This is a genomic window from Aeromonas sp. R5-4, assembly GCF_040908215.1.
In the GTDB taxonomy this organism is placed as follows: domain Bacteria; phylum Pseudomonadota; class Gammaproteobacteria; order Enterobacterales; family Aeromonadaceae; genus Aeromonas; species Aeromonas veronii.
In genome coordinates, this window is record NZ_JBFODG010000031.1 from 59,429 (window position 1) to 84,824 (window position 25,396).

General features: G+C 53.9%; 19 protein-coding genes and 1 tRNA gene. 11 read left to right on the top strand and 9 right to left on the bottom strand.

Features of this window, described 5'->3' with window-relative positions; translation table 11 throughout:
- The first annotated feature begins 6 nt into the window (after nt 1-6).
- The 5 genes from AB5Y83_RS16335 (at nt 7) to AB5Y83_RS16355 (ending at nt 5,201) form a co-directional block, all read left to right on the top strand.
- Nucleotides 7-972 carry a P2 family phage major capsid protein gene (locus tag AB5Y83_RS16335; RefSeq protein ID WP_368175532.1) on the top strand — a complete coding sequence of 322 codons (966 nt, stop codon included), beginning with the start codon at nt 7-9 and terminating at the stop codon, nt 970-972.
- A gap of 4 nt (nt 973-976) precedes the next feature.
- Entirely contained in the window at nt 977-1,690 is a 714-nt protein-coding gene (locus AB5Y83_RS16340) for a hypothetical protein (RefSeq protein WP_368175533.1), read from the top strand.
- Between the two features lie 381 nt (nt 1,691-2,071).
- Nucleotides 2,072-2,239, top strand: coding sequence for a host cell division inhibitor Icd-like protein (locus tag AB5Y83_RS16345; protein WP_368175534.1), 168 nt, complete (start codon nt 2,072-2,074; stop codon nt 2,237-2,239).
- Nucleotides 2,236-2,487: a hypothetical protein gene (locus AB5Y83_RS16350; RefSeq protein WP_368175535.1), complete on the top strand. Its 252-nt coding sequence runs from the start codon at nt 2,236-2,238 to the stop codon at nt 2,485-2,487. The genes AB5Y83_RS16345 and AB5Y83_RS16350 overlap by 4 nt, the downstream gene beginning before the upstream one ends.
- Complete coding sequence (locus tag AB5Y83_RS16355) at nt 2,484-5,201, top strand: DUF927 domain-containing protein (RefSeq protein WP_368175536.1); 2,718 nt, start codon at nt 2,484-2,486, stop codon at nt 5,199-5,201. Before AB5Y83_RS16350 ends, AB5Y83_RS16355 begins: the two co-directional genes overlap by 4 nt.
- Nucleotides 5,202-5,262: 61 nt before the next feature.
- Here the strand turns inward: AB5Y83_RS16355 and AB5Y83_RS16360 are convergent, their stop codons facing one another.
- The 6 genes from AB5Y83_RS16360 to rpsU form a co-directional block, all read right to left on the bottom strand.
- Nucleotides 5,263-6,813, bottom strand: coding sequence for a P-loop NTPase fold protein (locus AB5Y83_RS16360; protein WP_368175537.1), 1,551 nt, complete (start codon nt 6,811-6,813; stop codon nt 5,263-5,265).
- A 2,048-nt stretch (nt 6,814-8,861) separates the two neighbouring features.
- A tRNA-Ile gene (locus tag AB5Y83_RS16365) sits at nt 8,862-8,938 on the bottom strand.
- Between the two features lie 187 nt (nt 8,939-9,125).
- Nucleotides 9,126-11,021, bottom strand: a complete 1,896-nt coding sequence (gene rpoD / locus AB5Y83_RS16370) for an RNA polymerase sigma factor RpoD (RefSeq protein ID WP_263718854.1) — start codon at nt 11,019-11,021, stop codon at nt 9,126-9,128.
- 183 nt (nt 11,022-11,204) lie between these two features.
- The gene (gene dnaG / locus AB5Y83_RS16375) at nt 11,205-12,992 is read right to left on the bottom strand and encodes a DNA primase (protein ID WP_368175538.1); all 1,788 of its coding nucleotides are present in this window, start codon (nt 12,990-12,992) and stop codon (nt 11,205-11,207) included.
- Between the two features lie 88 nt (nt 12,993-13,080).
- On the bottom strand, nt 13,081-13,524 hold the full coding sequence (locus AB5Y83_RS16380; RefSeq protein ID WP_005349081.1) for a GatB/YqeY domain-containing protein: 444 nt from the start codon (nt 13,522-13,524) through the stop codon (nt 13,081-13,083).
- A 15-nt stretch (nt 13,525-13,539) separates the two neighbouring features.
- On the bottom strand, nt 13,540-13,755 hold the full coding sequence (gene rpsU / locus AB5Y83_RS16385) for a 30S ribosomal protein S21 (protein ID WP_005309452.1): 216 nt from the start codon (nt 13,753-13,755) through the stop codon (nt 13,540-13,542).
- Between the two features lie 179 nt (nt 13,756-13,934).
- On the opposite strand from rpsU, the gene tsaD reads away from it, so the two are divergent.
- Nucleotides 13,935-14,948: a tRNA (adenosine(37)-N6)-threonylcarbamoyltransferase complex transferase subunit TsaD gene (gene tsaD, locus AB5Y83_RS16390; RefSeq protein ID WP_279488868.1), complete on the top strand. Its 1,014-nt coding sequence runs from the start codon at nt 13,935-13,937 to the stop codon at nt 14,946-14,948.
- A gap of 243 nt (nt 14,949-15,191) precedes the next feature.
- On the opposite strand, the gene AB5Y83_RS16395 is transcribed toward tsaD, so the two are convergent.
- Together AB5Y83_RS16395 and aspA are read right to left on the bottom strand one after the other, a co-directional pair.
- The gene (locus AB5Y83_RS16395; RefSeq protein WP_005340568.1) at nt 15,192-16,511 is read right to left on the bottom strand and encodes an anaerobic C4-dicarboxylate transporter; all 1,320 of its coding nucleotides are present in this window, start codon (nt 16,509-16,511) and stop codon (nt 15,192-15,194) included.
- 125 nt (nt 16,512-16,636) lie between these two features.
- Nucleotides 16,637-18,079, bottom strand: a complete 1,443-nt coding sequence (aspA, locus tag AB5Y83_RS16400) for an aspartate ammonia-lyase (RefSeq protein WP_005340569.1) — start codon at nt 18,077-18,079, stop codon at nt 16,637-16,639.
- 442 nt (nt 18,080-18,521) lie between these two features.
- On the opposite strand from aspA, the gene AB5Y83_RS16405 reads away from it, so the two are divergent.
- Nucleotides 18,522-18,998, top strand: a complete 477-nt coding sequence (locus tag AB5Y83_RS16405; RefSeq protein WP_100654513.1) for an FxsA family protein — start codon at nt 18,522-18,524, stop codon at nt 18,996-18,998.
- Nucleotides 18,999-19,032: 34 nt separating this feature from the next.
- Here the strand turns inward: AB5Y83_RS16405 and AB5Y83_RS16410 are convergent, their stop codons facing one another.
- On the bottom strand, nt 19,033-20,367 hold the full coding sequence (locus AB5Y83_RS16410) for an MATE family efflux transporter (RefSeq protein ID WP_279489138.1): 1,335 nt from the start codon (nt 20,365-20,367) through the stop codon (nt 19,033-19,035).
- A 260-nt stretch (nt 20,368-20,627) separates the two neighbouring features.
- Here AB5Y83_RS16410 and AB5Y83_RS16415 point away from each other — a divergent pair, with 260 nt between their 5' ends.
- The 4 genes from AB5Y83_RS16415 (at nt 20,628) to AB5Y83_RS16430 (ending at nt 25,157) form a co-directional block, all read left to right on the top strand.
- The gene (locus tag AB5Y83_RS16415) at nt 20,628-20,921 is read left to right on the top strand and encodes a co-chaperone GroES (RefSeq protein ID WP_005340573.1); all 294 of its coding nucleotides are present in this window, start codon (nt 20,628-20,630) and stop codon (nt 20,919-20,921) included.
- Nucleotides 20,922-20,964: 43 nt separating this feature from the next.
- On the top strand, nt 20,965-22,599 hold the full coding sequence (groL, locus tag AB5Y83_RS16420; protein WP_005340575.1) for a chaperonin GroEL: 1,635 nt from the start codon (nt 20,965-20,967) through the stop codon (nt 22,597-22,599).
- A 102-nt stretch (nt 22,600-22,701) separates the two neighbouring features.
- Nucleotides 22,702-23,202, top strand: coding sequence for a molybdopterin-binding oxidoreductase (locus AB5Y83_RS16425; protein ID WP_005358155.1), 501 nt, complete (start codon nt 22,702-22,704; stop codon nt 23,200-23,202).
- Nucleotides 23,203-23,225: 23 nt separating this feature from the next.
- Entirely contained in the window at nt 23,226-25,157 is a 1,932-nt protein-coding gene (locus tag AB5Y83_RS16430; RefSeq protein WP_064337296.1) for a bifunctional diguanylate cyclase/phosphodiesterase, read from the top strand.
- The last annotated feature ends 239 nt before the right edge of the window (nt 25,158-25,396 follow it).

Consider the following 25,396-nt stretch of genomic DNA (forward strand, 5'->3'; position numbering starts at 1 on the left):
TTTCTGATGACTTTATCTGACCTGCTGCGCGATGTGCGCATGAGCTTTTCCCCCGCGCCGCAACCCAGTTTCGGCAACCTCGACAACGCTACCAGTATGGCCCTGACGGCGGCCATTTTGCAGGCCGTCCCGTTCCTGTGGATGGTCTCTATCTTGGGGGTGGATGACCCGCATGCCCCGCGCTTTGACCCGCTCAAGCCAACCCTGCGCAGTGGCCGCAAGGCGCAAGCGCGTTTCATGGTTCCGGCCAAGCCGAGCAAGCGCGCCCACCAATACGAAGAGATGGACAGCAGCGTTATCTGGACGTGGCAACAGCTGGCCCAGATGCTGGAAGGGCTCGACCAGCGCCAAGCCAACAACCTGCTCGAAGAGCTGGCCTTGGCCGCCTTTGGTGATGACTTGATACGGGTCGGCTTCCATGGCCAGTCTGCCGCCGTCAATACCGACCCCGTTGCCAACCCCAACGGGGAGGATGTGATGATGGGCTGGCCTGCCTTGGCTAAGGTGGCTGACCCCGAAGGACTGCGGGTGCTGCGCGATGCGGTCACCTTCTCCATAAGTGGCAAAGGCGATTTCGCCGACCTCGACAGCATGGTCTATGCCCTGATTGAGAAGCTGCCTGAGGCGTACCGCCAAGACCCGCGCTTGGTGGTGATGGTCGGCGGCGACCTGCTGCGCGCCCACCAGAAAGCCCACCTCAAGGCCGGACAGGTACGGGATAAAACCCAGCGCATGAAGATTGCGGATTTGGGCTTTGTCTCGCACCAGCATATGCCAGGCACCTATCTGGCCATCACGCTGGTCGAGAACCTGCAAGTGCTCACCGTCAATCATACCCACCGCCTCACGGCGGGCGACATTGACGACTTGGCCAGCTGGGGCATTCGCTACAACCGCGCCCAGACCTACGCCTTGGGCGAGCCGACCGCCTACGCCGCTTTTGACGCCATCACCCTTGCCACCGAGGAGTAACCCTATGCAACAGCCCCCCACCTTGCAGGCCGTGCCGACCGCCCCCGCAGCCACCCGAGCCAGCCGACTGGATGAACATGTGGCCCTGTTTCAAAGCGAACACCGCAAGCTGATGGAACTCGACCAAGAGATATTGACCCTGCGCGAACAGCGCAAAAACCTGATGACCCAAATCCCGTCCGCCAAGGCGCGCCGTGAGGAGCTGCGCCAAGGACGGATTAACCAGCTAATGGGCGGGGTGGTGTCACTGGAAGCGGCGCGGGAGTACCGCGAGCTGACCGAACTGCTGGACGATGCCAACGCGGCGGCCACGTTGTCGGAGTGTCAGGAGAAGCGCTTGGCGTTGCCGCTTTATCAGACCCAGCTGGCGGTGAACAGCGCCCAGAGCATGGTCGCCGGATGTTATGAAAGCTACCTCGACCACAAGCTGGCGCCCGCCATCTTGCCCAACCTCAAGCAGCAGCTGGCCGAACTGGCGGCCCTGACCCGCGCCAAAGGTTGCATCATCGGAATGGAAGGTGCGCGCCGCTGGGCGCTGAACGAATTGGGTTCGGCACTCAAGGAGGCAATGAACGGCGAGCAGGTGGCGCTGGAGGGCGACAGCCCTGCCGCCCGTCAGGCGCTCGTTACCTCAACCCGCCCCCAGTGTGCCGATCTGCTGGCCCTGTGTGACAGTCCAGGCAAACGCCAATGCCTGCAACGGGAGTTGGAGGAGTAACCGCCCAGAAAAACAAAAGGGAGCCTGCCAGGGCTCCCTATTTGCTTACCCCACCCCCAAATCCAGAGGAGCAAGCCCATGCACCATAGCAAAGCCCCTGATCCCCAGCAAGAGTTGCATCCACAGATCAATTCGGATAGCCTTCCTCGTGTCGCCTTAAGCAAGCGACAAGGCTGGCAGATTAAGCACCCGCAAGCAGCGACTCACGTAGGAAAATTTGCGTCCCTTTCCCCCATTTCTGGCATCTTGCCGGAGATCTATCCTGTTTTGGGGGCATGGGTCGGGAGCCAAAGAAAACGCCCCCACTGTGCCTGCCTACGTGAGCACTGCTTTGCGGCTACCCGATCCGCCCTGCGTCAACTTCACGTAGGGATAACCCAAATGATCTTCACCTTCCTGATCGCCACCCATGGCAGGGTCTCTGACCTTCACCGTATACGCACCATTTCTGCCGTCGCTGATACCGAAGCCCAAGCGCGTGCCAATCTGCCTGGCTTGCCGCTCGTGTTTGTTGCCCGTATTCCCTGTGAGAAAAGGGGGCAAGCATGAACATCCATCAGAATCCCTCAAAAGAGCTTACCCGCGTCACTGCTGAACTGGATACGTCAGTGTGTGCCCTTCATACCCTTTCCCATTTGTTGTCCGCTAGCGTGGATTGGGAGCGTAAGAACCGCATAGAACATGAAGAGTTTACCTATGGCCTTTCCGGCCTGCTCAAGGTACTGGCGAAAGACATAGACACCAACTCTTGCCGGATCAGTGAGCTGAATGATCGGCTGCCTGGAGGTGAGTCATGACCTCTATTCGAATTGTCTCTGATGTCTCCCTGGCAGCTCGTGGTCAATGGCCCTTTATCCTAGCTGAACTTGGCCTATCGGTTCCCAAGCGTGGCCAGCATGGCCCATGCCCTGCCTGCGGTGGTAAAGACCGGTTTCGCCTAGATGACAAGGAGGGGCGGGGCACCTGGATTTGTTCCCAGTGTGGCGCCGGTGATGGCCTAACCCTTCTGGCCAAGGCCACCCACAAGAGCACCAAGGAGGCCGCCCAAGAGGTGGCCACCTTGCTCGGGTTATCCCCAGACGGTCTCGATGCAAACGAGGTCGCCGCCCGCCGTCAGCGAGCCGAGCAGGTAGCAGTCAAAGCCAGACAGGATGAAGAGAAAGCCAAGCGCAAAGCCTGCACCAGGGCCGCCTCAATCATGGGGGATTGCGTTAAGGGCCGTAGCCCCTATCTCTCCCTCAAGCACCTGCCCGACTGGCTGGCAGATACCAATCAGACCCTGATCCGAGAAGCGCGGCACAACTTCCCCCAGGGCTCCCTGGTTATCCCGCTCACGGATGAACATGATCAGCTGGTCAACGTCCAGCTCATCGACCCCCAGGGCGAAAAGCGCTATTTGGCCGGTGGCCAGAAAGCAGGCGCATTTCACCGGTTAACCGGCGGGTTACGGGTGGCAATCTGTGAAGGTTACGCAACGGGTGTCTCTGTCCATTTGGCGACAGGGGCAACCGTCTATTGCGCCATGGATGCAAGCAATCTGCTAGCCGTGGCGGAGATAGCCAAGCGCCGAGAAGGGGCAGAGCCGATCCTGATTGCCGGTGACAACGACGCCCATATTGATGGCAACCCTGGCCAAGCCAAAGCCCAAGAAGCAGCAACAGCGATAGGGGGGCTGATTTGCCTTCCTGGTGAAGCTGGTGACTGGAACGATTACCACCAGGCCCATGGGCTGCTCGATACCAAGAAGGCAATCATGACCTCTTTCGCAGATACCAAGACCCCAGCAGAGCAAACACCAGAGTCATCAGAACTCCCCGACAACTACAGCATGGGGAAAGAGCGCCTCTTTGCCATGGAGTGGCGCGGCAAGGGTGAGGAGGCCGAACGGGTGCCGGTGCCTATCAGTTCTCCGCTGCATGTCAGGGCGATCACCCACACTGAGCAGGGCCAAGGCTTTGGCCGGTTGCTGGAGTGGCGGGATACCAACGGCAAGACCCGCCGTTGGGCAATGCCCATGCGCATGCTGGTTCACAAAGGCGGCGAGGAGGTATTCGGCCAGCTGGCGGAGAGCGGGCTCAGTTACATCAACATGAGCAAAAAGAACCTGCTGCGCGATTACCTGATGAGCTGCCAGCCACAAGCCAGGATCACCTGTGTCGAGCGCACTGGTTGGCACAAGCGGGCCTATGTGCTGCCAAATTGCAACTTGGGGCCGGATGCCAACGAGGTGATCCTGCAAACCACCGGTTATGTGAATAACGACTTCACCACGTCCGGCACCTTGGCCGAGTGGCAAAACCAGGTTGCTGTTCTGGCGGTTGGTAATAGTCGGTTAGCCTTTGCCATGTCATGCGCTTTTGCTGCGCCCCTGCTATCGCTGATAGGGGTCGAGGGGGGTGGGTTCCACCTTAAAGGTGAGAGTACCGATGGCAAGACCACCGTAATGATGGCCGCTGCCAGCGTGTACGGCCCAGAGGCGTACGCGCACACATGGCGAGCTACCGGTAACGCGATAGAAGGGATCGCCAGTCGCCGCAATGATGCCTTGCTGTGCCTGGATGAAATCAAGGAGGTGGATGGGCGGGAGGCCGGTTTAGTCGCCTATATGCTGGCCAACGGACAGGGCAAGGGCCGGAGCCGCCAGGATGGAGAGCTGCGCGAGCGCAAACAGTGGCGTCTACTGTTCCTTTCAACGGGTGAGCTTTCACTGGAAGACCACGCCGAGCAGGCGGGGCAGCGCACCTTTGCTGGTATGGAGATCCGTACCATCCAGATCCCGAGTGATACCGGCAAACATGGCGCGTTTGAGGAGCTGCACGGCATGGCCGATGGCCGCCAGTTCGCCGATACCCTGCGTGAGCGCTTGCAAGGGCAACACGGCACCGCCTTTCGCGCATATGTGGAGGCATTGGCCAATGACCTTAACGAACACAGCGCATGGATGAAGGGCGAGATCCGTCGGTTGGTCACGGCCATGACTCCAGAGGGAGCCGGTAATCAGGTTGGGCGAGCTATTAACCGCTTTGCCCTGGTGGCGGCTGCTGGTGAGCTGGCCACTCGCTTGGGGATCACTGGATGGCAAGCCGGAGAGGCCACCAAGGCCGCACGAACTTGTCTTGATGCGTGGCTAGCCGACCGTGGCCATCTGGGCAACCAGGAAGATGCGGCAACCCTACGCCAGATCCGTCAGTTCTTCACTGCTTACCAGTACAGCCGATTTGCGGATTGGGATGATAGCAATCACCGCCCATCCCAGATGGTGGGCTACCGAAAGAATCCGAAAGCGGGGGCTGATGAAGGGGTTGTCTTCTTAGTTTTGCCTGAAGGTTGGAAAGAGATTAACCGTGGCCGCGATTTCAAAAAGGCTGCCAAATTGGCATTGGTCGCTGGTTGGATTATCAAAGCTGCACCAAACAAAACTCAGGCTCTCGTACGTCTTCCTGGCATGGAGAACAAACCGACAAGAGTGTATGTGTTAGGGCATCAAGTATTTGGTGACGATGGTAGTTAATGTCAGTTTATTATAGAAATGGCCACGAGGATCTCGTGGCCTTACCATCACTTACTAAAGACTAGTCTAAATTAGTAGCTAGCTCAACTAAGCTTTTATAAAATGAAAGTGTGGTGCAAGAGTTAATTAACTCGTATCTGATCAATGTAGGAGTCATGCTGTTGAAAGCCCCACGTCTGCTTGATAATGATGATGCATATCTAAAAATCTCATCATGTAATACGCTCGGGTCTACTCTACTATGATGCAAAGATAATAAGGAGCTAATTAATGTATCATATGCAAGCTTAAAGCTACCATCTGCAAATGGGTTTCTTACCATCTCGTCTGAATCAAATGAACGAGATTCATCATAATGCGGTCTTATTTTGTCCCCTAGCACTTGTTTTGGTCGCAACTCTATTGAAATTTCTTTAATATTGAATTGCGAGAGCCATGATGCAATATCATATGGACGACCTACCTGATTGAGCAGCGGTTTGTTATCAATGATATTAAGATATATATCGTGATACTTATCGTGTATAGCACAAAGAAATGTAAGCAAAACTAGATTTATCTTTGATTCGTTTTTTTTAGCACTTAGAATAATAGCAGTTAGTTTATCTATTAGCTGTTCTGTTTGACGCAAAGATAAATTAAAGATGTCTGAGGTGACAGCAATGATTTCTACAGATTGGGAGTAATAGTTCCCATCTTGGCTAGTGGTAGGCCAATAACTTTCTAACGGTAATGTATACGGTAATTTTTGGAAGTGGTCTTCAACAAAGTCAAATCGTGAAATGCTGTTCAATGAAAAGCGTCTTCTAAAAAAACGACTTAAATAACTTCTTGCATCAAAATCGTTTCCATATATAGCCTTAATGGCATGCTGCAATTGCTCTGTATCGGTAGCAACAACAAAAACAATTCCTGGTATGTCAAATATATGCTTGATTGTTTCAAGCATCTCCACCGCGTATGAAGGACGGCACCTATCAAGTTCATCAATAAAAATGAACGCTGGCAATTTTAGTTGTTTTTTTCCTCGGCAAGATTTAATCCATTCCAATATATCTTTTTTAATCTCTTGAATTGCTTCATGCTGCTCTTTATGTGAAGTGAATAAAATATCCACTATGTTGTTTACGTCATCATCTTTAATTGATAAGTCAATATCATCCATGTCTACATGAATTGATTTCAGGGCAGTTCTAGCAACGATTTTCCCAGTGCTTTTCAGAAGCTTAAATAACTTTTTACTAAATGCGGGGGGGATGTTTGGTATGTCACCTGATAAATTCTTAAGTTGATCTATTATAGATGATACAACTGTAAGTAAAGGGTCGTTGGAAAAATCTTGCTGCCATACATCAATATAAACACTGGGGTGTATATCTTTAACTGTATGATACCATCTTTTTATAAACCATGTTTTCCCAGCCCCCCACTCTGCATTTAGATTTAAAACGTAACTTCTATTCTCCCCTTCAGTTGATAAATAATTCGTTAGAAATTCTGCATAGCATGCTCTTTTGAATTTGTCTGCAGGTATAGATTCTGTGTGATTAGAACCAATAATAGACCAATTATTTATCTCACTCGCCCAGTCAAAAAAACTTGATTCCATCATCACTCCCTTAAATCATCACCTTTATTTTATATTCGTAATTTAAAATTAAAAATAATATTTTGTGTGTCTAAGCATAATAATTTTATTTTGGTGTGTCAATTATTGATGTATGTTTGTAACAACCGTTGCTGGTGCATTCAACTATATTTACATATGAAATGAATGGATAAAAGGGGATGTGACACTCGTAATGATAGTAAGTACATTATCAAAAAAACTGAGAGCCTATTAACTTAAAAATATCTACAAGGAGAGCGTAACATCACGGAATCCGCGCTCATCCGCTCCCGCCTGCGGGCTGCGTTAAGAAAATTTTTTGCAAAAATGGATTACCGCAGTTTCCTAGCTATAGGGCGCGCCGTTCTTGGGGGTTGGGGCCTTGGGAGGAACTGCACGAAGTGAAAGGAATTGCTGTTTTTTGCAAAAACATGATCTACTTGCAGCTTATTAAAAAACGTAACCATTTGATCTACATATAAAAAATTTAAATTTCGTGGGCATTCTATGACGTCTTTTATGGGGTGGTATACGGATTGGTATGAGGATTTATCATTTAAAAACAATGAACTATGAAGGTTTTCACGATTGGTCGAAATTGCAAGCCTTCAGTTTTTCACTTAGCTAGTCAGCATAGACGGCTAAGGCTGAATTCGACCACTACAAAACAAATCACTATGTATCAGGAGGGGGGGGGCGCTTGCATGATGGTAGGGCACATTAACAAATCAACTATAAAACCACATCTAGGCTGATGTGCTGCAACTATGTCCTGAGGTATTCAATGGAAAATTGTGTCGCTAATGTACTGCCTTGAATGTTCAAGTGCAGACGGATTTCAAGACAGTGTTGTGAGAGATGAGCTCAATGGGAGGCATGTTGATCAGTGGATACACCAAATGGATTTCTTCACATCAACTCAATAGCGCCCGCTGTAGGACTTGGTCTGGATTTGCTGGGGGGGGGAGGGATAAAGAGAGAAGATTTTAATAATGTCAATACTTTTTATGACTTTCTAGTTGATTTTCTTGTCAGACATGTTACAATGAGTAGTTGCTAAATTTTTTGCAACAAAAAAATCACCACACAAAAGGTAGTGAAAGCATGTCTACAAAAAACGCATGGCTAAAAACCATTTTGTCAATAAATCAACTAAGGAGGCTTTATGCCCCAAAAGAAAGGCAATGTAAAACCTACGGAAACCACTAGCTCTATCGATTCTAACGTGATGCTAACTAGGTGCAATCTAGTTAGCAGCATCACTCAGAATCTGCTAAAGGTCTATTTTTATGCGAATAAAATAGACTGGCATGAGCTGGCGGAGCGAGTGCTAAACATTATCAGTAATGTATAAATCCACAAGGGGGTTGCCGCCCCCTTTTTTCTACCCAATAATCATGCCCTGATTTTTTAAAAATGTCAACATTAGAGCTAGATGTTGTGTGCAAAAAACACACTCCCTTAATTATTGCATTGATTTTATTGAGTTTTTAATCTTAACAATGCAGGCTTTGAGTGGATTCGCTTTCCGTGCTTATGGGTTTTTCCATTAATGTATCATGCTGTTGTAAGTCGATTTCTAATGTGGAAGATGGGGGGGGGGTGAGAGTTGTAACCTCTGGGGTTACAGGTTACAGCATCAAGAGAAATGGCTGCAGCCCGCACCAGACAAGGGCTACAGGCTTGTAACCTCCTGCCTCTTTCGGAGCGTGTAACCTCAATCCGCTTTTTGCGCTCTGAGTGGGGTTACAGCTCAAAGCCGTGCCAGTAATGGGCTAGAGCCGAGTTGTAACCTCGTAACCTCTGTAACCCCGCTTTTTTCAACATATAGAGATAGAAAAGGGAAATCTGGGGAGGAGAAAAAAATTTTAGCGAAGGTTCTCAAAAGAGAACATTTCGAAGAGGCTGATCATTTTTCTTCCTGGTGGAGAAAAAATTTTTTGAGGGGATGGGGAGTGGTTTTAGAGTGGTTACTCTACAGGCTGAGATATCCTATAGGTATCCTATTGAAAAGAGGGTTAGCGAGTACTATCTCGCTAACCCTCTGGAATTGGTGGCCCCTGGGGGACTTGAACCCACGACCAATCGATTATGAGTCGACTGCTCTGACCAACTGAGCTAAGGGGCCAAATTGTGCGTTTAGCGGCGTGGATTATAGGGGAAGAGGAAAGGGCAGTCTATAGGCATATCAACCACTTGGCGACTAATTGTCCAGCTTGATTGAGGGCGCAAAGAGGGTTGCAAGGGTAAATGCCAGACAAAACAAAGCCCCGCATGGCGGGGCTTTGGCAGAGTAGTTTGACACAGGGTCAGGACTATTCGTCCAGGAAGCTGCGCAGCACTTCCGAGCGGCTCGGGTGGCGCAGTTTGCGCAGTGCCTTGGCTTCGATCTGACGAATACGCTCACGGGTAACGTCGAACTGCTTGCCCACCTCCTCGAGGGTGTGGTCAGTGTTCATGTCGATACCGAAACGCATCCGCAGTACCTTGGCTTCGCGAGCTGTCAGTCCGGCCAGCACTTCGCGGGTGGCATTGCGCAGGCTTTCGCTGGTCGCCGCATCCGCTGGCAGAGCCAGGGTGGTATCTTCGATAAAGTCGCCCAAGTGGGAATCTTCATCATCACCGATGGGCGTCTCCATGGAGATAGGCTCTTTGGCGATTTTCAGTACCTTGCGGATCTTGTCTTCCGGCATGCCCATGCGCATGGCCAGCTCTTCCGGGTTCGGTTCACGACCCATCTCCTGCAGCATCTGACGGGAGATTCGGTTGAGCTTGTTGATGGTCTCGATCATGTGTACCGGGATACGGATGGTACGGGCCTGATCCGCGATGGAGCGGGTAATGGCCTGACGGATCCACCAAGTTGCATAGGTCGAGAACTTGTAGCCACGACGGTATTCAAACTTGTCTACTGCCTTCATCAGACCGATGTTGCCCTCCTGGATCAGATCCAGGAACTGCAGACCGCGGTTGGTGTACTTCTTGGCGATAGAGATAACCAGACGCAAGTTGGCCTCAACCATCTCTTTCTTCGCACGGCGGGCTTTGGCCTCACCGATGCTCATACGACGGTTGATATCCTTGATCTGGGCAATCGACAGACCGGTCTCTTCTTCAATCTGCTGCAGCTTGCCGATGGCGCGCTGAATATCCTCGTCCATTTCAACCAGACGGGGAGACCAGGCTTTGCCAGCCTGCTTCTGGTATTCGAACCAGGCAGTTTCACACTCATTGTTGGTGAAAGCCGCGACGAAGGTTTTCTTCGGCATCTTGGCCTGCTCAACGCAGAGCTTCATGATGATGCGTTCCTGCACGCGGACGCGCTCCATCATTTCACGCATGTTGTTGACCAGGCGATCGAACTGCTTGGGCATCAGGCGGAATTGACGGAATACATCGGCCAGCTGTGCGATGGCGGCCTGGGTATCTTCGTGCGCGCGACCATTCTTCTGAATGGAGAGGCGAGTCACTTCATACTGGGCACGCAGTTCGCCGAACTTTTCACGAGCGACTTCCGGATCCGGACCACCGTCACCGTCGTCGTCAGAGCTGTCGCCATCTTCGTCTTCGTCTTCTTCGTCTTCTTCATCTTCGTCGGCCAGATCGTCTTCGCCGAGCTCGGAACCGATATGCGTGGCGGTAGGTGCCATGTCTTCGGTTTCGTTCGGGTCAATAAAGCCAGAGATGATGTCAGAGAGACGGAGCTGCTCGGCTTCATACTTGTCGTACTGTTCGAGCAGGTAAGTAATTGCTTCAGGGTACTCGGCTACGGAGCTTTGTACCTGGTTGATACCGTCTTCGATCCGCTTGGCGATGTCGATTTCGCCTTCACGGGTCAGCAGTTCGACGGTACCCATTTCCCGCATGTACATGCGGACGGGATCGGTCGTGCGACCAATCTCAGATTCAACAGATGCCAGAGCCTGGGCCGCTGCTTCGGCAGCGTCCTCATCGGCGGTACCACCTTCAGCCATGATAAGGTCATCGGCATCCGGAGCGTTTTCAACCACTTGAATGCCCATATCGTTGATCATCTGAATGATGTCTTCGATCTGGTCTGAATCGACAATGTCTTGCGGGAGGTGATCGTTCACCTCGGCATAGGTCAGGTAGCCCTGTTCTTTACCTTTGGCAACGAGGAGTTTAAGCTGAGACTGCGGGGTTTGCTCCATAGAACTCATCCGGTTGGTGTTGCTAGGTTGCGCGTACAGTGCGCTGCTGCGCAAATAGCCAATTCTAATAGAAAACCGCCAGACATGCTATGTCTGGTTGCGGCGTCGGTCATGAGAAACCCCTGCCCGCAGTATTGTCGGGGCCAGGCGGTTATAAAAATTTTGCTTTTCATCCCGTCGATTCGGGCAACGCTATCCATATTGGGACTAATCACTCAAATATCAAGCCCCACTCTCATTTCTTTTCTCAATTTGCACCTCTCTTATCAGCATCATCAGCTCTTGGGTTTCTTCGGAGCTTAGTCCTTCCTGAGCCACTTTGGCCTGCAATTCTTCGATCCGCTGTTTCAGAAACTGGTTGATGAAGCCGACAAAGGTGTCCTGCAATTCTCCCAGAATATCCGGCTCCTGATCGAGTTTGATCTCCTCGAACAGGTCGTGCATGGCCAGCTGAGCAAGGATCTCTCCCTCCTTGGTACCACGCCAGTGTTCCAGTAGGATACCGGTTGTGATACCAGGCTGTGCCAGGATCTGCTGGTGCAGTTGCAGCAGGAACTTGATGCCCTGTACGCGTAGTCCGGCCAATTCCGGCATGGCGGGAAGCTCAGCCGTTACTGCCGGATATTGCACCATCAGTGCCAGCGCACGCCGCAGTGGCGTCAGCTTGGCTGCCTTGGGTTTGTTGACCTCGGCCTTGGGCTGACTGTTGCGGGCAAAGAGCTCGGCGATGCGCTGCTTGTTCTCGCCCCAGCGCATCATGCTGGAGAGACGAGTGATCAGCCCTTCGCGGGTAAACCCTTCCGGAACGCAACGAATAAGCTCGGCGGCCTTGTTGGCCACTTCGAACTTGCCTGCCTCACCGGAGAGCGCCGCATCGCGACCGAGACGCTCGAACATGAAGTCGGCGAACGGCTGGGCTTCATCGAGCAAGGCTTCAAAGCCCTCCTTGCCGATCTGGCGTACCAGCGAGTCGGGATCCTCGCCATCGGGCAGAAACACGAACTTCAGCTCGCGGCCATCCTGCAGATGAGGGAGGGCATTATCCAGCGCGCGCCAGGCGGCTTCACGACCGGCGTTGTCACCGTCGTAGCAGCAGACTACCTCGGCGGTGGTGCGAAACAGGGTGTGGATATGGTCGCTGGTCGTTGCAGTACCCAGCGCCGCCACCGCATAGTCGATGTCGTACTGACCGAGTGCCACCACATCCATGTAGCCTTCCACCACCAGGATCCGGCGTGGATCCTTGTGTGCCTGTTTCACCTCGTAGAGACCGAACAGCTCCCGTCCTTTATGGAAGATGGGGGTCTCCGGCGAGTTCAGGTATTTGGGGGTGCCATCACCCAGCACCCGGCCACCGAAACCGATGACCCGGCCACGCTTGTCACGGATCGGGAACATGATGCGATCGCGGAAACGGTCATAACTGCCCGGGCCATTGTCACGGGTGATCAGCATGCCGCCCGAGATAAGCAACTGCTCGTGATCCCGGCTGGCGCCAAAGCGACGGCGTACCTGATCCCAATCGCCGGGTGCATAGCCAATGTTGAATCGTTTGACCACTTCACCGGTCAGGCCACGTCCCTTGAGGTACTCCACCGCGTGGGGGGCACTCTTGAGATTGCTCTCGTAGAAGCGGGCAATCTGGTTCATCAGCTCGAACAGATCCTTGCTGACGGCGGGCTGGCTATTGGCCGAGCCGCCGATGCTCTGCTCGCGAGGCACCTGCATGCCCTGCATGCTGGCGAGCTCTTCGATGGCATCGGGAAATTCGAGACCGTCGTACTCCATGACAAAGCCGATGGCGTTGCCGTGGGCGCCACAACCGAAACAGTGGTAGAACTGCTTCTCCTGGCTGACGGTAAAAGAGGGGCTTTTTTCGTTATGAAAAGGACAGCAAGCCTGGTAGTTCTTACCGGCTTTTTTCAGCCGCACTCGCGAGTCGATCAGCTCGACTATGTCTGTGCGTACGAGCAGATCGTCGATAAAGGATTGGGGGATCCTGCCTGCCATAACCGTCCTGTTTCATTGCGGAGAGAATAAAAAAGCCGCGCATTCCAAGGGAAGCACGGCTTCTTCGACCAAACAAGAGAGTTGCCTGTTACGCCAAGCGGGTTTTCACCTGAGCACTGACGGCGCCGACATCGGCACGCCCCTGAATTTTCGGCTTCAAGACAGCCATGACCTTGCCCATATCAGCCATGACGGCAGCACCACTTTCAGTTATGGCTTGCTCGATCAGGGCTGCAATTTCATCTGCGGTCAGCTGTTGCGGCAGGAATTCCTGCAACACAACGATCTCGGCGGACTCTTTGTCGGCGAGATCCTGGCGACCGGCAGCTTCAAATTGGCTGATGGAATCGCGGCGCTGTTTGACCATTTTGGTCACGACAGCGAGGATATCCTCATCATTCAGCTCGATACGGGTATCGACTTCACGTTGCTTGATTTCTGCCATCAACAAGCGGATCGCTCCCAGACGTGCCTTATCTTTGGCAAGCATGGCGAGTTTTTGCTGATCCTTGAGTTGATCCTTCAGAGACACGGCAATATCTCCCGATTAGTACAGGCGGATACGACGTGCGTTTTCGCGAGACAGCTTCTTGGCGTGACGCTTGACAGCAGACGCTTTGGCGCGCTTACGAATGGTAGTCGGCTTCTCGTAGAACTCACGGCTACGAACTTCGGACAGGATACCGGCTTTTTCGCAAGAACGCTTGAAACGACGCAGAGCAACGTCAAACGGCTCATTTTCACGGACTTTGATTACTGGCATGTGCCTTTCACCTCAGTGATAAATTGTTAGCTGACCTTCAATCGATCAGCATGTCTTAAAATGGTGCGAAATTATACTCTGGACAGGGAATGAAAGTAAACCCGCAGAGATCGCTCTGGTTTAAAAAACCCGCGAAGGTTACCATAGCCGTCTCATTTTAGCAGTGAAATTTTTTAGCAATGCGTGTATTGGGCATAGAGACATCCTGTGACGAAACCGGGATCGCGATCTTCGACGATCAAAAAGGGATCCTTTCCCATCAGTTATACAGCCAGGTCAAGCTGCATGCGGACTACGGTGGCGTCGTCCCCGAACTCGCCAGCCGGGATCATGTTCGCAAGACGATCCCGTTGATCCAGGCCGCATTGCAAGAGGCGGGACTGGGCAAAGATGACATCGACGGCATCGCGTATACCGCGGGTCCGGGTCTGGTTGGCGCCATTCTGGTGGGGGCGACCATTGGCCGTTCGCTGGCGATGGCATGGAACAAGCCTGCTATCGCTGTCCACCATATGGAAGGGCACCTGCTGGCCCCCATGCTGGAAGAGAAGGCTCCCGAGTTCCCCTTCGTGGCGCTGCTGGTATCCGGTGGTCACTCCATGTTGGTACGGGTTGATGGCATCGGCAGTTATCAGCTGTTGGGGGAATCCATCGATGATGCCGCTGGCGAAGCGTTTGACAAGACCGCCAAGCTGATGGGGCTGGACTATCCGGGTGGTCCGCTGCTCTCCCGTCTGGCCGAGAAGGGCACTAAGGGGCGCTTCCACTTCCCCCGTCCCATGACTGATCGCCCAGGGCTCGACATGAGCTTCTCCGGCCTCAAGACCTTCACCGCCAACACCATCGCCGCCAATGGTGATGATGAGCAGACCCGTGCCGATATCGCTCGGGCGTTTGAAGATGCTGTGGTCGATACCCTGGCCATCAAGTGCCGTCGTGCCTTGAAAGAGACCGGTCTTAAGCGTCTGGTGGTTGCTGGCGGCGTCAGTGCCAATCGTCATCTGCGAGCCCAGCTGGCCGAGCTGATGGAGAGCCTCCAGGGCGAGGTGTTCTATCCCCGCACTGAATATTGCACCGATAACGGCGCCATGATCGCTTACGCCGGTATGCAACGCCTGAAAGCGGGCGTGTTCGAACCACTGGCGGTCAAAGCCGTGCCGCGCTGGCCGCTGGATACCTTGGATCCGGTCTGATCCGACGGAGCCCGCCTTCTGGCGTGGTGATGAGTACCATGGTGGCCTACGGCTCCTGCAATCAGGCTGCGGCGGTTATAGCGCTGCTGGCACGCTGTTGCTTTGGCTGCTGTCGCCGTGGTTGAGCCATCCGGATAAGGCGTCAGGTCTCTTGCTGCCAGACAGCAAAACACAGAGTAAATAGATAAAAAAATCCCCGCCAGTTGGCGGGGATTTTTGTTTGGCGATCGGCAGGCAATGCGATTACAGCAGGATGCCGCCGAAGAAGAAGCCCAGTGCCACAGCGATGGCGATGGTTGCTGTGCCTGGTACGAAGAAGGGGTGGTTGAACACCGCTTTACCGATACGGGTTGAGCCGGTGTCGTCCATCTCTACCGCGGCCAGCAGAGTCGGGTAGGTCGGCAGTACGAACAGGGCGCTCACGGCTGCGAAGGAGGCAATCGCAGTCAGCGGGCTGACACCCAGTGCCAGAGCAGCAGGCATCAGGGCTTTGGTGGTTGCACCCTGTGAGTAGAGCAACATGGCGGCAAAGAACAGCACCACAGCCAGCAGCCAGGAGTACTGGTTCAGCAGGTCGCCAGCGATCAGCTGGATGGTGTCCATGTTGCCTTTAACGAAGACGTTACCCAGCCAGGCCACACCCAGTACGCAGATACAGGCGGACATACCGGACTTGAAGGTCGGCATGTTGGTCACTTGGGTGGCGTCCAGTTTGCACACCAGGGTCATGATGGTGGCCGCGGCCAGCATGATGCCCATGATGGCGCCGTCACGGGGGATCGGCGGGTTGGTGATCAGGCCCACTTTACCGGAGATGGCAGTGGCATAAGCCATGACAGCAACGATGGCGGCGATGAAGATCCAGACCGACAGCTTGGCGTACGGCTTGATCTCGAGCTTGGTAGTACCACGCAGTTTGATCAGGCCCTTGGCTTTGCGCTCCAGATAGACTTCGTCCTGCTCCAGCGGCTTGCCCATCATGTTGGCAATGAAGGCGCCCAGGATACAGGCCAGGAAGGTAGAGGGGATGCAGATGGCCAGCAGGGTCAGGTAGTCAACACCAAACGGCTCGAGCATGCCGGAGAAGGCAACCACAGCGGCAGAGATCGGAGAAGCTGTGATGGCGATCTGGGAGGCGACAACCGCGATGGAGAGCGGACGGGATGGGCGGATCCCTTGCTCTTTGGCCACTTCAGCGATCACCGGCAGGGTGGAGAAGGCGGTATGACCGGTACCGGCCAGCATGGTCATCAGATAGGTAACCACCGGAGCGGCGAAGGTGATGTATTTGGGGTTCTTGCGCAGCGCTTTCTCAGCCAGAGAAACCAGGTAGTCCATCCCGCCAGCCAGTTGCATACAGGCGATGGCACAGATGACGGACGCGATGATCATGATCACATCCCAAGGGATGTAGCTGACCAGTTGATCGCTCGGGATGGGCATGCCCAGACCCCACGTCAATACCAGTACCCCCAGACCACCGGCAAAGCCGATGCCGATGCTGCCTATCCGGGCCCCCAGATAGATAGCGGCGAGCACGACAAGTAACTCGATTCCAATCATAGCGATAACTCCATTTTTTAGTTTTTGGTTTTTATTTGGCAAAAAGCCAATTCCCGATCGGGCTGGGGATAAAGACCAATCGGGAACTGACTTTATGGGCCGGGAAGATCCCAGCCCACACTCGCTTATACGGCAGCTTCGCGGGTGAAACGCTTGGCTTTGTATTGCGGGTTCATCAGGTTCTCGATGGAGAGAATTTCGTCCAGCTGCTCGGCGCTCAGCAGACCGCGCTCAAGAACGACTTCACGGACGTTCTTGCCGGTCTGGGCACAGATCTTGCCGACGATATCCCCTTCGTGGTGGCCGATGAAGGGGTTCAGGTAGGTCACGATACCGATGGAGTTCAGCACGTGATTCATGCAGATTTCCGGGTTGGCGGTGATACCTTCCACGCACTTCTCGCGCAGGGAAATACAGGCTTTTTCCATCAGACTCAGGGATTCGAACATCGCCTGACCAATCACCGGCTCCATGACGTTCAGCTGCAGCTGACCGGCTTCGGCGGCGAAGGTGATGGTGATGTCGTTACCGAATACCTTGAAGCAGGATTGGTTGACCACTTCCGGGATAACCGGGTTGACCTTGGCCGGCATGATGGAGGAACCCGCCTGCATTTCCGGCAGGTTGATCTCTTTCAGTGCAGTGCGCGGGCCGGAGGAGAGCAGACGCAGGTCATTACAGATCTTGGACAGCTTCATGGCCAGACGCTTGATGGCGCCGTGCAGCATGACGTAGGCGCCACAGTCGGAGGTCGCTTCGATCAGGTCTTCTGCCGGCACATAGGCACGACCGGTGATCTCGGCCAGACGCTTGATAGCCAGTGCAGAGTACTCGGGCGGAGTGTTCAGACCGGTACCGATGGCGGTCGCGCCCAGGTTCACTTCCAGCAGCAGCTCCTGGCAGCGCTTGATGGACTTGATCTCTTCACGCAGGGTCACGGCGAATGCGTGGAACTCCTGACCCAGGGTCATCGGAACCGCATCTTGCAGCTGGGTACGGCCCATCTTCAGGATGTTTTTGAACTCTTTCGCTTTGGCATCGAATGCCGCGATCAGGTGCTCCAGCGCGTGCAGAGTCACGTCAGTGCTGTTGACCACAGCAACGCGGAAACCGGTCGGGTAGGCATCGTTGGTGGATTGGCACTTGTTGACGTGGTCGTTCGGGTTGATGACGTCGTAACGGCCTTTCTCCAGACCCATGATTTCCAGGGCGATGTTGGCCAGTACTTCGTTGGTGTTCATGTTGACGGAGGTGCCGGCACCACCCTGGTAAACGTCGACCGGGAACTGGTCGAAGCATTTGCCGGTGTTCAGCATCAGGTCGCAGGCTTCTACGATCTTGTCAGCAATTTCAGGACGGATGGTACCCAGTTCACCGTTTGCCAGCGCAGCGGCCTTCTTGGTCAGCACCATACCGCGGACGAATTCCGGAACGTCAGAAATCTTCTGAGAGCTGATCTTGAAGTTCTCGACAGCGCGCAGGGTGTGCACACCGTAGTAGAGATCATTGGAAACTTCTTTGGTGCCCAGCAGGTCTTCTTCAATGCGGACGTTCTTGATGTCGCTCATTGTAATGCCTCAGAAATCAGATAAATGGAAAAATCCTCACCGAGTGGTCGCGAGTTCCTTGCGCACAGCTCATCCTGAAGCACCACACATCGAGTGGGGCGGTTGGGAGAATGACCTCCCGAAAAACTAATCAATATACTACTCCAATTGAGGTATCGGTTATTAGAGGTGGATCACTAAATTTGCGACATTTTCAAATTACTTTGAGGAAAGTACACATATGTTATGAAGTTTTTATCATGATGATTTTTATAAATTTTTGTGACTTTTTGCTGGTTTTTTAGATTGCTGATGACGTAGGAGTCAGTTGACCAACTTGAAAAGAGGGGGGCTGCCCCCATTTATTCAGGGCAGAAAGTGGTGATGACGGGGCGGCAAAATCGCCTCTGGCCATCGTTGGATGGGCGCCACTTTTTCTCAATTTACCGGTGCTGGAGTGGATATGGGCAAGTTGTTTTTGTTGTTGGTGGGTCTGGTTGTGCTGGAGCTCACCGTGATGATCGAGGTCGGCTCGGTAATCGGGGCGCTGCCGACAGTCGGCTTGCTCATACTGACTGCGGTATTGGGCTCCTCGCTGGTGCGAAGTGAAGGGATCAAGACCCTGTTCAGCGCCCAGCAAAAGATGCAGATGGGCGAGATGCCGGGCCGTGAGGTGATGGGGGGCATGATGCTGGCATTGGCCGGCTTGCTGCTGATTATCCCGGGCTTCGTGACCGACATTTTCGGTGTGCTGTTGCTGCAACCCTGGCTGCGCAACAAACTGGCTGACAAGCTGATCGGCAGCAACCAGTTCCGGATGCAGATGGGCGGTTTCCAGCGTACTCAATCGCCGTTTGGCAACGCACCGTCCGATGATCATCTGGGGAACGCCAAGCAGGGCGGCACCACTATCGAAGGCGAATTTGAGCGTAAAGAGTAATCGACGAGACGAAAACCCGAGGCGAGTGACTGAATCAGGGTTTGCCCTGATGGCACAAGGCCTCGAAGCGGTGTCGGGCATACCACCATGCGAGGGTGCCCGCCGCCAGATTGGCCAGCAGTATCCCCAGATATATCCCCTGTTCTCCTCCCAGCTTTGCCCCCAGCCAGGCTCCTGGCAACAGAAAACCAAACAGCCGCAATCCGTTGAACAAAAACGAGATACTGGATGCCCTCACGCCATTGAGTGCCGAGGCCAACAGCATCACCATGCCCTGAAAGCCGTAACCGATCGGCACCAGATGCAGATAGAGAATGATGAGGCGAATGACCTGCGGATGATCGCTGAACAGGTTGGCGATGAGTGGCGCCAGTAGCCAGGTCAGGCCATAGATGGCGAGCTGGAACAGCAACGCAAACCTCATGCAGCTCTGCAGTGCAGCTTTGGCCCGTGCCGGATTGCCAGCGCCGCAGTTTTGCGAGATGAAAGGGGCCAGTACGGAGGCGAGGGCCATCATCACAATTAGCAACAGCGCCTCGACCCGCGACGCGGCACCATAAGCGGCCACCACCTCGGTACCCAGGCCCGCAAAGATCGTCATCAGCACCGCATTGGCCAAGGGGTTGAGCATATTGGTAAAAGAGGCGGGGACGGCGACATGGAGTAACGCCCGCCAGTGGGACAGCAACCGGGCCCGCGGCGAGAGGCACCACAGCAGCAAGCCTTCCCGATGACGCAGGATATAGAGGCTGACCAGCATCGCCATCAACCAAGAGATAGAGGTGGCGATGGAGGCCCCGCGGATCCCCCACTCGGGAAAGGGGCCGATGCCGAAGATCAACAGAGGATCCAGTACTCCGTTGACCAACCCGGCTACGGCCATCACCAGACTGGGGGTTTTGGTATCGCCGGTCGCCCGGATGGCGGCATTGCCCACCATGGGCAGCACCAGCATGGGGACGGTGAGATACCAGATCAGCATGTAGTCATGGATGAGGGAGATAAGCTCGGCACTGGCCCCCAGCAGAGTAAACAGGGGTTTGATGGTGAGAGCGCCCCCCGCGGAGAGCAGGGCCACCATGATCACCGCCAGAAACAGGCTGTCGGTGGCGAGATGGGCCGCCTCATCGTGTTTGCCCTGCCCCAGGGTATGACCGATCACCGCTGACAATCCGGCGCCCAATCCCATCGCCAGCGAGGTAACCACAAAAGTGACGGGAAAGGTAAAACTGATGGCGGCCAGAGCTTCGGTTCCCAGCATACCGATAAAAAAGGTATCGACCAGATTGAAGGCCAGAATGGCGATGATGCCGAAGATCATGGGGCCCGTCATCTGGCGCAGTACGACCGGAATAGGGGCAGTCAACATGGGGTTGGTGCGGGTCAAGGGCTCGTCTCTACAGCTGGCTTTGAAGGTTCTGGCATCGAAAACGGGCGGCTTGAACCGACCTTGCACCAGGGTGCAGACATGGCTGAACCATCGAAGATGTTTATAGTACGTGAAAAAATTTTTTTTGTATTTGCCCTTGAAGGGTTAGCAACTCTGCCCCACATCAGGGACATATCTAATTTGGCCTGGAACGGCCATTCCTCAAAGCAACAATGAGACTCATTTTGGGAGAGTTATCGATGAAAATTCGTCCACTGCACGACCGCGTCATCATCAAGCGCATCGAAGCTGAAGCCAAATCTGCCGGCGGTATCGTCTTGACTGGTACTGCGGCCCAGAAGTCCACCCGTGGTGAAGTGCTTGCCGTGGGGACTGGTCGCATCCTGGATAATGGCGAAGTCAAAGCGCTGGCCGTGAAGGTTGGTGACAAGGTGATCTTCAACGAAGGCTACGGTGTGAAGACCGAGAAGCTGGATGGTCAGGACGTCCTGATCCTCTCCGAAACCGACATCCTGGCGATTGTCGAAGAGTAATCCATCCTCCTTTTCCCCGAATTGATTTAAGGATTGAAGAAAAATGGCTGCTAAAGACGTTAAGTTTGGTAACGAAGCCCGCATCAAGATGCTGGAAGGCGTAAACATCCTGGCTGATGCCGTCAAGGTGACTCTGGGCCCGAAAGGCCGCAACGTGGTGCTGGACAAGTCCTTCGGCGCCCCGACCATCACTAAAGATGGTGTGTCTGTTGCGCGCGAAATCGAGCTGGAAGACAAGTTCCAGAACATGGGCGCCCAGATGGTCAAGGAAGTGGCTTCCAAGGCGAACGATGCCGCCGGTGACGGTACCACTACTGCAACCGTTCTGGCTCAGGCTATCGTCAACGAAGGTCTGAAAGCCGTTGCCGCCGGTATGAACCCGATGGATCTGAAGCGCGGTATCGACAAGGCCGTTGTGGCTGCTGTTGCCGAGCTGCAAGCGCTGTCTCAGCCTTGTGCCGACAGCAATGCCATCGCTCAGGTGGGCACCATCTCCGCCAACTCCGACGAGAAAGTGGGCAAGCTGATTGCCGAAGCCATGGATAAAGTGGGTCGCGATGGCGTCATCACCGTTGAAGATGGTCAGGGTCTGGAAGATGAGCTGGCAGTTGTTGAAGGTATGCAGTTCGACCGCGGCTACCTGTCCCCCTACTTCATCAACAAGCAAGAGACCGGTTCCGTTGAACTGGACGACCCGTTCATCCTGCTGGTTGACAAGAAAGTCTCCAACATCCGCGAAATGCTGCCGGTACTGGAAGGCGTTGCCAAAGCTGGCAAGCCGCTGCTGATTGTTGCTGAAGACGTAGAAGGCGAAGCCCTGGCGACTCTGGTGGTCAACACCATGCGCGGTATCGTGAAAGTGGCTGCCGTCAAGGCGCCTGGCTTCGGTGACCGTCGGAAGGCCATGCTGCAGGATATCGCCGTACTGACTGGCGGTACTGTCATCTCCGAAGAAGTTGGCATGGAGCTGGAAAAAGCGACTCTGGAAGATCTGGGTCGTGCCAAGCGTATCGTCATCACTAAAGAGAACACCACCATCATCGATGGCGTGGGTGATGCCGGTGTGATCGAAGGCCGTGTTGCCCAGATCCGTCAGCAGATCGAAGAGACCTCTTCCGACTACGATCGTGAGAAGCTGCAAGAGCGTGTAGCCAAGCTGGCTGGCGGTGTTGCCGTGATCAAGGTTGGCGCAGCCACCGAAGTCGAGATGAAAGAGAAGAAAGCACGCGTGGAAGATGCCCTGCACGCTACCCGCGCCGCGGTTGAAGAAGGTGTGGTTGCCGGTGGTGGTGTTGCGTTGGTTCGCGTTGCAGCCAAACTGGCGGGTCTGCGTGGTGACAACGAAGACCAGAACGTCGGTATCAAAGTTGCCCTGCGCGCCATGGAAGCCCCGCTGCGTCAAATCGTCATCAACGCCGGTGAAGAAGCCTCCGTCATTGCCAACGCAGTGAAGAACGGCGAAGGCAACTTCGGTTACAACGCTTACAGCGAACAGTATGGCGACATGCTGGCCATGGGTATCCTGGATCCGACCAAGGTAACCCGTTCCGCCCTGCAGTTTGCCTCTTCCATCGCCGGTCTGATGATCACCACCGAGTGCATGGTCACCGAACTGCCGAAGAAAGATACCCCTGCAATGCCTGACATGGGCGGCATGGGTGGCATGGGCATGATGTAATCATCCCCCCTTGCTCTGTTTGACAAACGGCTCGCTCAAGGCGAGCCGTTTTTTTATATCTGGCTAAACTGAGTCTGTTGAGACAGCAAATTTGGGGGTGATATGAAAATGTTTGGTTGGCTGACACTACTGTGTTCATTGGTCATCATGCCGGTGATGGCTGCTGAGGCGCTGACTGGGCCGGTGATCCTGAAAGTGGGTGGCAACATCAGGTCGGCAGACGAAGTTGATGGCAAGGTGTTGTTTGATCTGGCAAAACTACAGGCTCTGCCGCAACATGAGATAGTGACCGGCAACCCGTGGGTGGATAAGCCGCACACCTACAGAGGCCCAAAACTGGCCGATGTATTGACTGCAGTCGGTGCGGATGGCAAGACCATTACGTTGACGGCACTGAACAGTTTCCAGATCCGCATTGAATGGGACAAGGTTGCCAAATACGAGCCCATTCTTGCATGGGAAGACAATGGGGCTGTCATGCGGGTGCGTGACAAGGGGCCGGTCTGGTTTATGCTGCCTCTTGATCAATATCCGGAATTGAAGCGATCTGAATATACCGACATGATGATTTGGCAGCTGGATTTGATAGACATTCAGCACTGATAAAAACAGCACGGGAGCATGGGGTGAAAGGAAAGACCAGGGCGTGGCCACTGCTCGTCATTCTGTATGTATCCATCCTGTCGTTTACCGGGAGCACCCTCTATTGCCTGATGCAGATCCAGAATGCGACCAGAGCGATGGAGAAATACACCTATGATGTCTCCTGGGCGCTGATGCAGTTGCAGCTGGAGCTCGGGCGTTTCCTCAATGCGGTAGAGGTCTATCACTATGGCGGGATTGATCATGACACCTTGATGTTGCGTTATGACATTCTCTGGAGCAGAACGCCCATCCTGTTGAGCGGCCAGCTGCGCAAGAGCATGCAGGACAAGCAGAAAACCTTGCGTCTGGTGCAGTTGATTGAAACCAATATTCGCCAAATAGAGCCCGACATCACCAAGTTGCAAAGCGGGGCATCTGACTATCAGCAGATCATGATGCGCCTTGCCCCGCTGCAAGAGCCGCTCTCCTACTCCCTCGCTTCTGTGATGCAGAAGAACATCAACGTCTATTCCGAGAACGATCGCCATTTTGGCCAATTGCGCAATGCCTTGTTGCTGATGGTCTCCGGTCTGGTCATGTCAGTGCTGCTACTCAGCATGCTGCTTATATATGAAGGGCGTCGTCATTTCAGAGCTGCCAGACGGGATCCGCTGACCGGGTTGTCCAATCGGGTTGCCCTACTGGAGCGGATGGAGCTGTACGCCACACAGGAAGTGCCGTTTGGGCTGGTGCTAGTCGACATCAACGACTTCAGAGATATCAACAGCAAGTTTGGCTATGACACCGGTGATTATCTGCTTTGTGAGTTTGCCACCCGGATCAGAGTGCTCTGTGAAGAGGGCGAGTGGAGTGGACGTCTGGGGGGGGATCAATTTGCCATTATCCAGCGTGGCAGCAGCGATCTGCGTCAGGTCAGGGAGCTGGTAGCGCGATTGTTGCATGCGCTGAAGCAAGATATCGTCTATGACAACTATCCCTTCCGGCTTGAAGTCGGGATCGGGATTGCCTTCTATCCGATGGACAGCGACAAGACTCAGGAGTTGTTGAGTCGTGCGGAACAGGCCCTGTTCCATAGTCGCAAGACCCATGTCCCCTATGTGATTTACGATAACTCCCTGCTCAACGAGACGGCGCGGCGCAAACATCTGGCATCGGACATGATCATGGCGCTGGAACACAATGCGTTGGAACTCTATTACCAACCCATCGTCAATCTAGAGAGTGGCCGCTGTGAAGCTGTCGAGGCTCTGCTGCGCTGGCGGCATCCGGAACTCGGCTTCATTCCGCCAAACGAAGTGATCATGGTGGCCGAGGAGTTCCAGCTTGCCGAACGGGTTGGCAGCTGGGTGCTGAATACAGCTTGCGAGCAGCTCTATCAGTGGCACCAGCTTGGTATGGTTGATCTGCAAATGTGTGTGAATATCTCGCCAGGCATGTACCAGCGCAATTTGCTCAAATTGGTGGCCAAGGCATTGATGGAGCACCACCTGCCTGCCCGCAGCCTGGTCTTGGAGGTCACGGAAGACACCACCATGCGCGAAGTGAAGAACTCGCTGCAACTGATGCAGGATCTTAATCAGCAGGGGGTACTGCTGGCATTAGACGATTTTGGGACTGGTTATTCCTCTTTGAGTTATCTGCAAAAGTTACCGGTCAGCAAGGTGAAGATCGACCGCTCCTTTATACAGGGCATTGACACTTCAATGGAGGCATCCGAACTGGTCGCCAATATTTGCCGGATGGGGTCGATGCTGGGCAAGAGTCTGGTGTGTGAAGGGATTGAGACACAGGCCCAGTTGGATGTGCTGCGATCCCTGACCGATATCCACTTGTATGGACAGGGCTATCTATTCAGCCGACCGGAGCAGGCGGAGAAAATCTATCAGACCTTGTTGGAGATGGAGGAGCTTTGGCTGGCGCGTCAACAATCCGAAATAGCTTATATGAGTTGAGAGGGGGCTTGCCTGTCATCTACCTCCAGAATGTGTGATTTAGCTCAAACTTTCTTCATTTCGTTTGTTGTTTGAACGGTTGTGCGGTTTTATCAAAAAAACATGCAATTTAGCCTTGCCAGAAAGAATTCACTCCCTATAATGCGCCTCCATCGACAGGGCAAGCGGCAACGCAGAAAGCCAAGTCGATAACCTCGAAAAGCCTTTAAAAATAAGGCTTGACTCGAGAAAGCGGTTGA

Excerpts from the sequence above, each read along its gene's own strand:
- AB5Y83_RS16335 (WP_368175532.1), top strand. The coding sequence starts at position 7 with ATGACTTTATCTGACCTGCTGCGCGATGTGCGCATGAGCTTTTCCCCC.
- AB5Y83_RS16340 (WP_368175533.1), top strand. The coding sequence starts at position 977 with ATGCAACAGCCCCCCACCTTGCAGGCCGTGCCGACCGCCCCCGCAGCC.
- AB5Y83_RS16345 (WP_368175534.1), top strand. The coding sequence starts at position 2,072 with ATGATCTTCACCTTCCTGATCGCCACCCATGGCAGGGTCTCTGACCTT.
- AB5Y83_RS16350 (WP_368175535.1), top strand. The coding sequence starts at position 2,236 with ATGAACATCCATCAGAATCCCTCAAAAGAGCTTACCCGCGTCACTGCT.
- AB5Y83_RS16355 (WP_368175536.1), top strand. The coding sequence starts at position 2,484 with ATGACCTCTATTCGAATTGTCTCTGATGTCTCCCTGGCAGCTCGTGGT.
- AB5Y83_RS16360 (WP_368175537.1), bottom strand. The coding sequence starts at position 6,813 with ATGATGGAATCAAGTTTTTTTGACTGGGCGAGTGAGATAAATAATTGG.
- dnaG (WP_368175538.1), bottom strand. The coding sequence starts at position 12,992 with ATGGCAGGCAGGATCCCCCAATCCTTTATCGACGATCTGCTCGTACGC.
- rpsU (WP_005309452.1), bottom strand. The coding sequence starts at position 13,755 with ATGCCAGTAATCAAAGTCCGTGAAAATGAGCCGTTTGACGTTGCTCTG.
- tsaD (WP_279488868.1), top strand. The coding sequence starts at position 13,935 with ATGCGTGTATTGGGCATAGAGACATCCTGTGACGAAACCGGGATCGCG.
- AB5Y83_RS16395 (WP_005340568.1), bottom strand. The coding sequence starts at position 16,511 with ATGATTGGAATCGAGTTACTTGTCGTGCTCGCCGCTATCTATCTGGGG.
- aspA (WP_005340569.1), bottom strand. The coding sequence starts at position 18,079 with ATGAGCGACATCAAGAACGTCCGCATTGAAGAAGACCTGCTGGGCACC.
- AB5Y83_RS16405 (WP_100654513.1), top strand. The coding sequence starts at position 18,522 with ATGGGCAAGTTGTTTTTGTTGTTGGTGGGTCTGGTTGTGCTGGAGCTC.
- AB5Y83_RS16410 (WP_279489138.1), bottom strand. The coding sequence starts at position 20,367 with ATGTTGACTGCCCCTATTCCGGTCGTACTGCGCCAGATGACGGGCCCC.
- AB5Y83_RS16415 (WP_005340573.1), top strand. The coding sequence starts at position 20,628 with ATGAAAATTCGTCCACTGCACGACCGCGTCATCATCAAGCGCATCGAA.
- groL (WP_005340575.1), top strand. The coding sequence starts at position 20,965 with ATGGCTGCTAAAGACGTTAAGTTTGGTAACGAAGCCCGCATCAAGATG.
- AB5Y83_RS16425 (WP_005358155.1), top strand. The coding sequence starts at position 22,702 with ATGAAAATGTTTGGTTGGCTGACACTACTGTGTTCATTGGTCATCATG.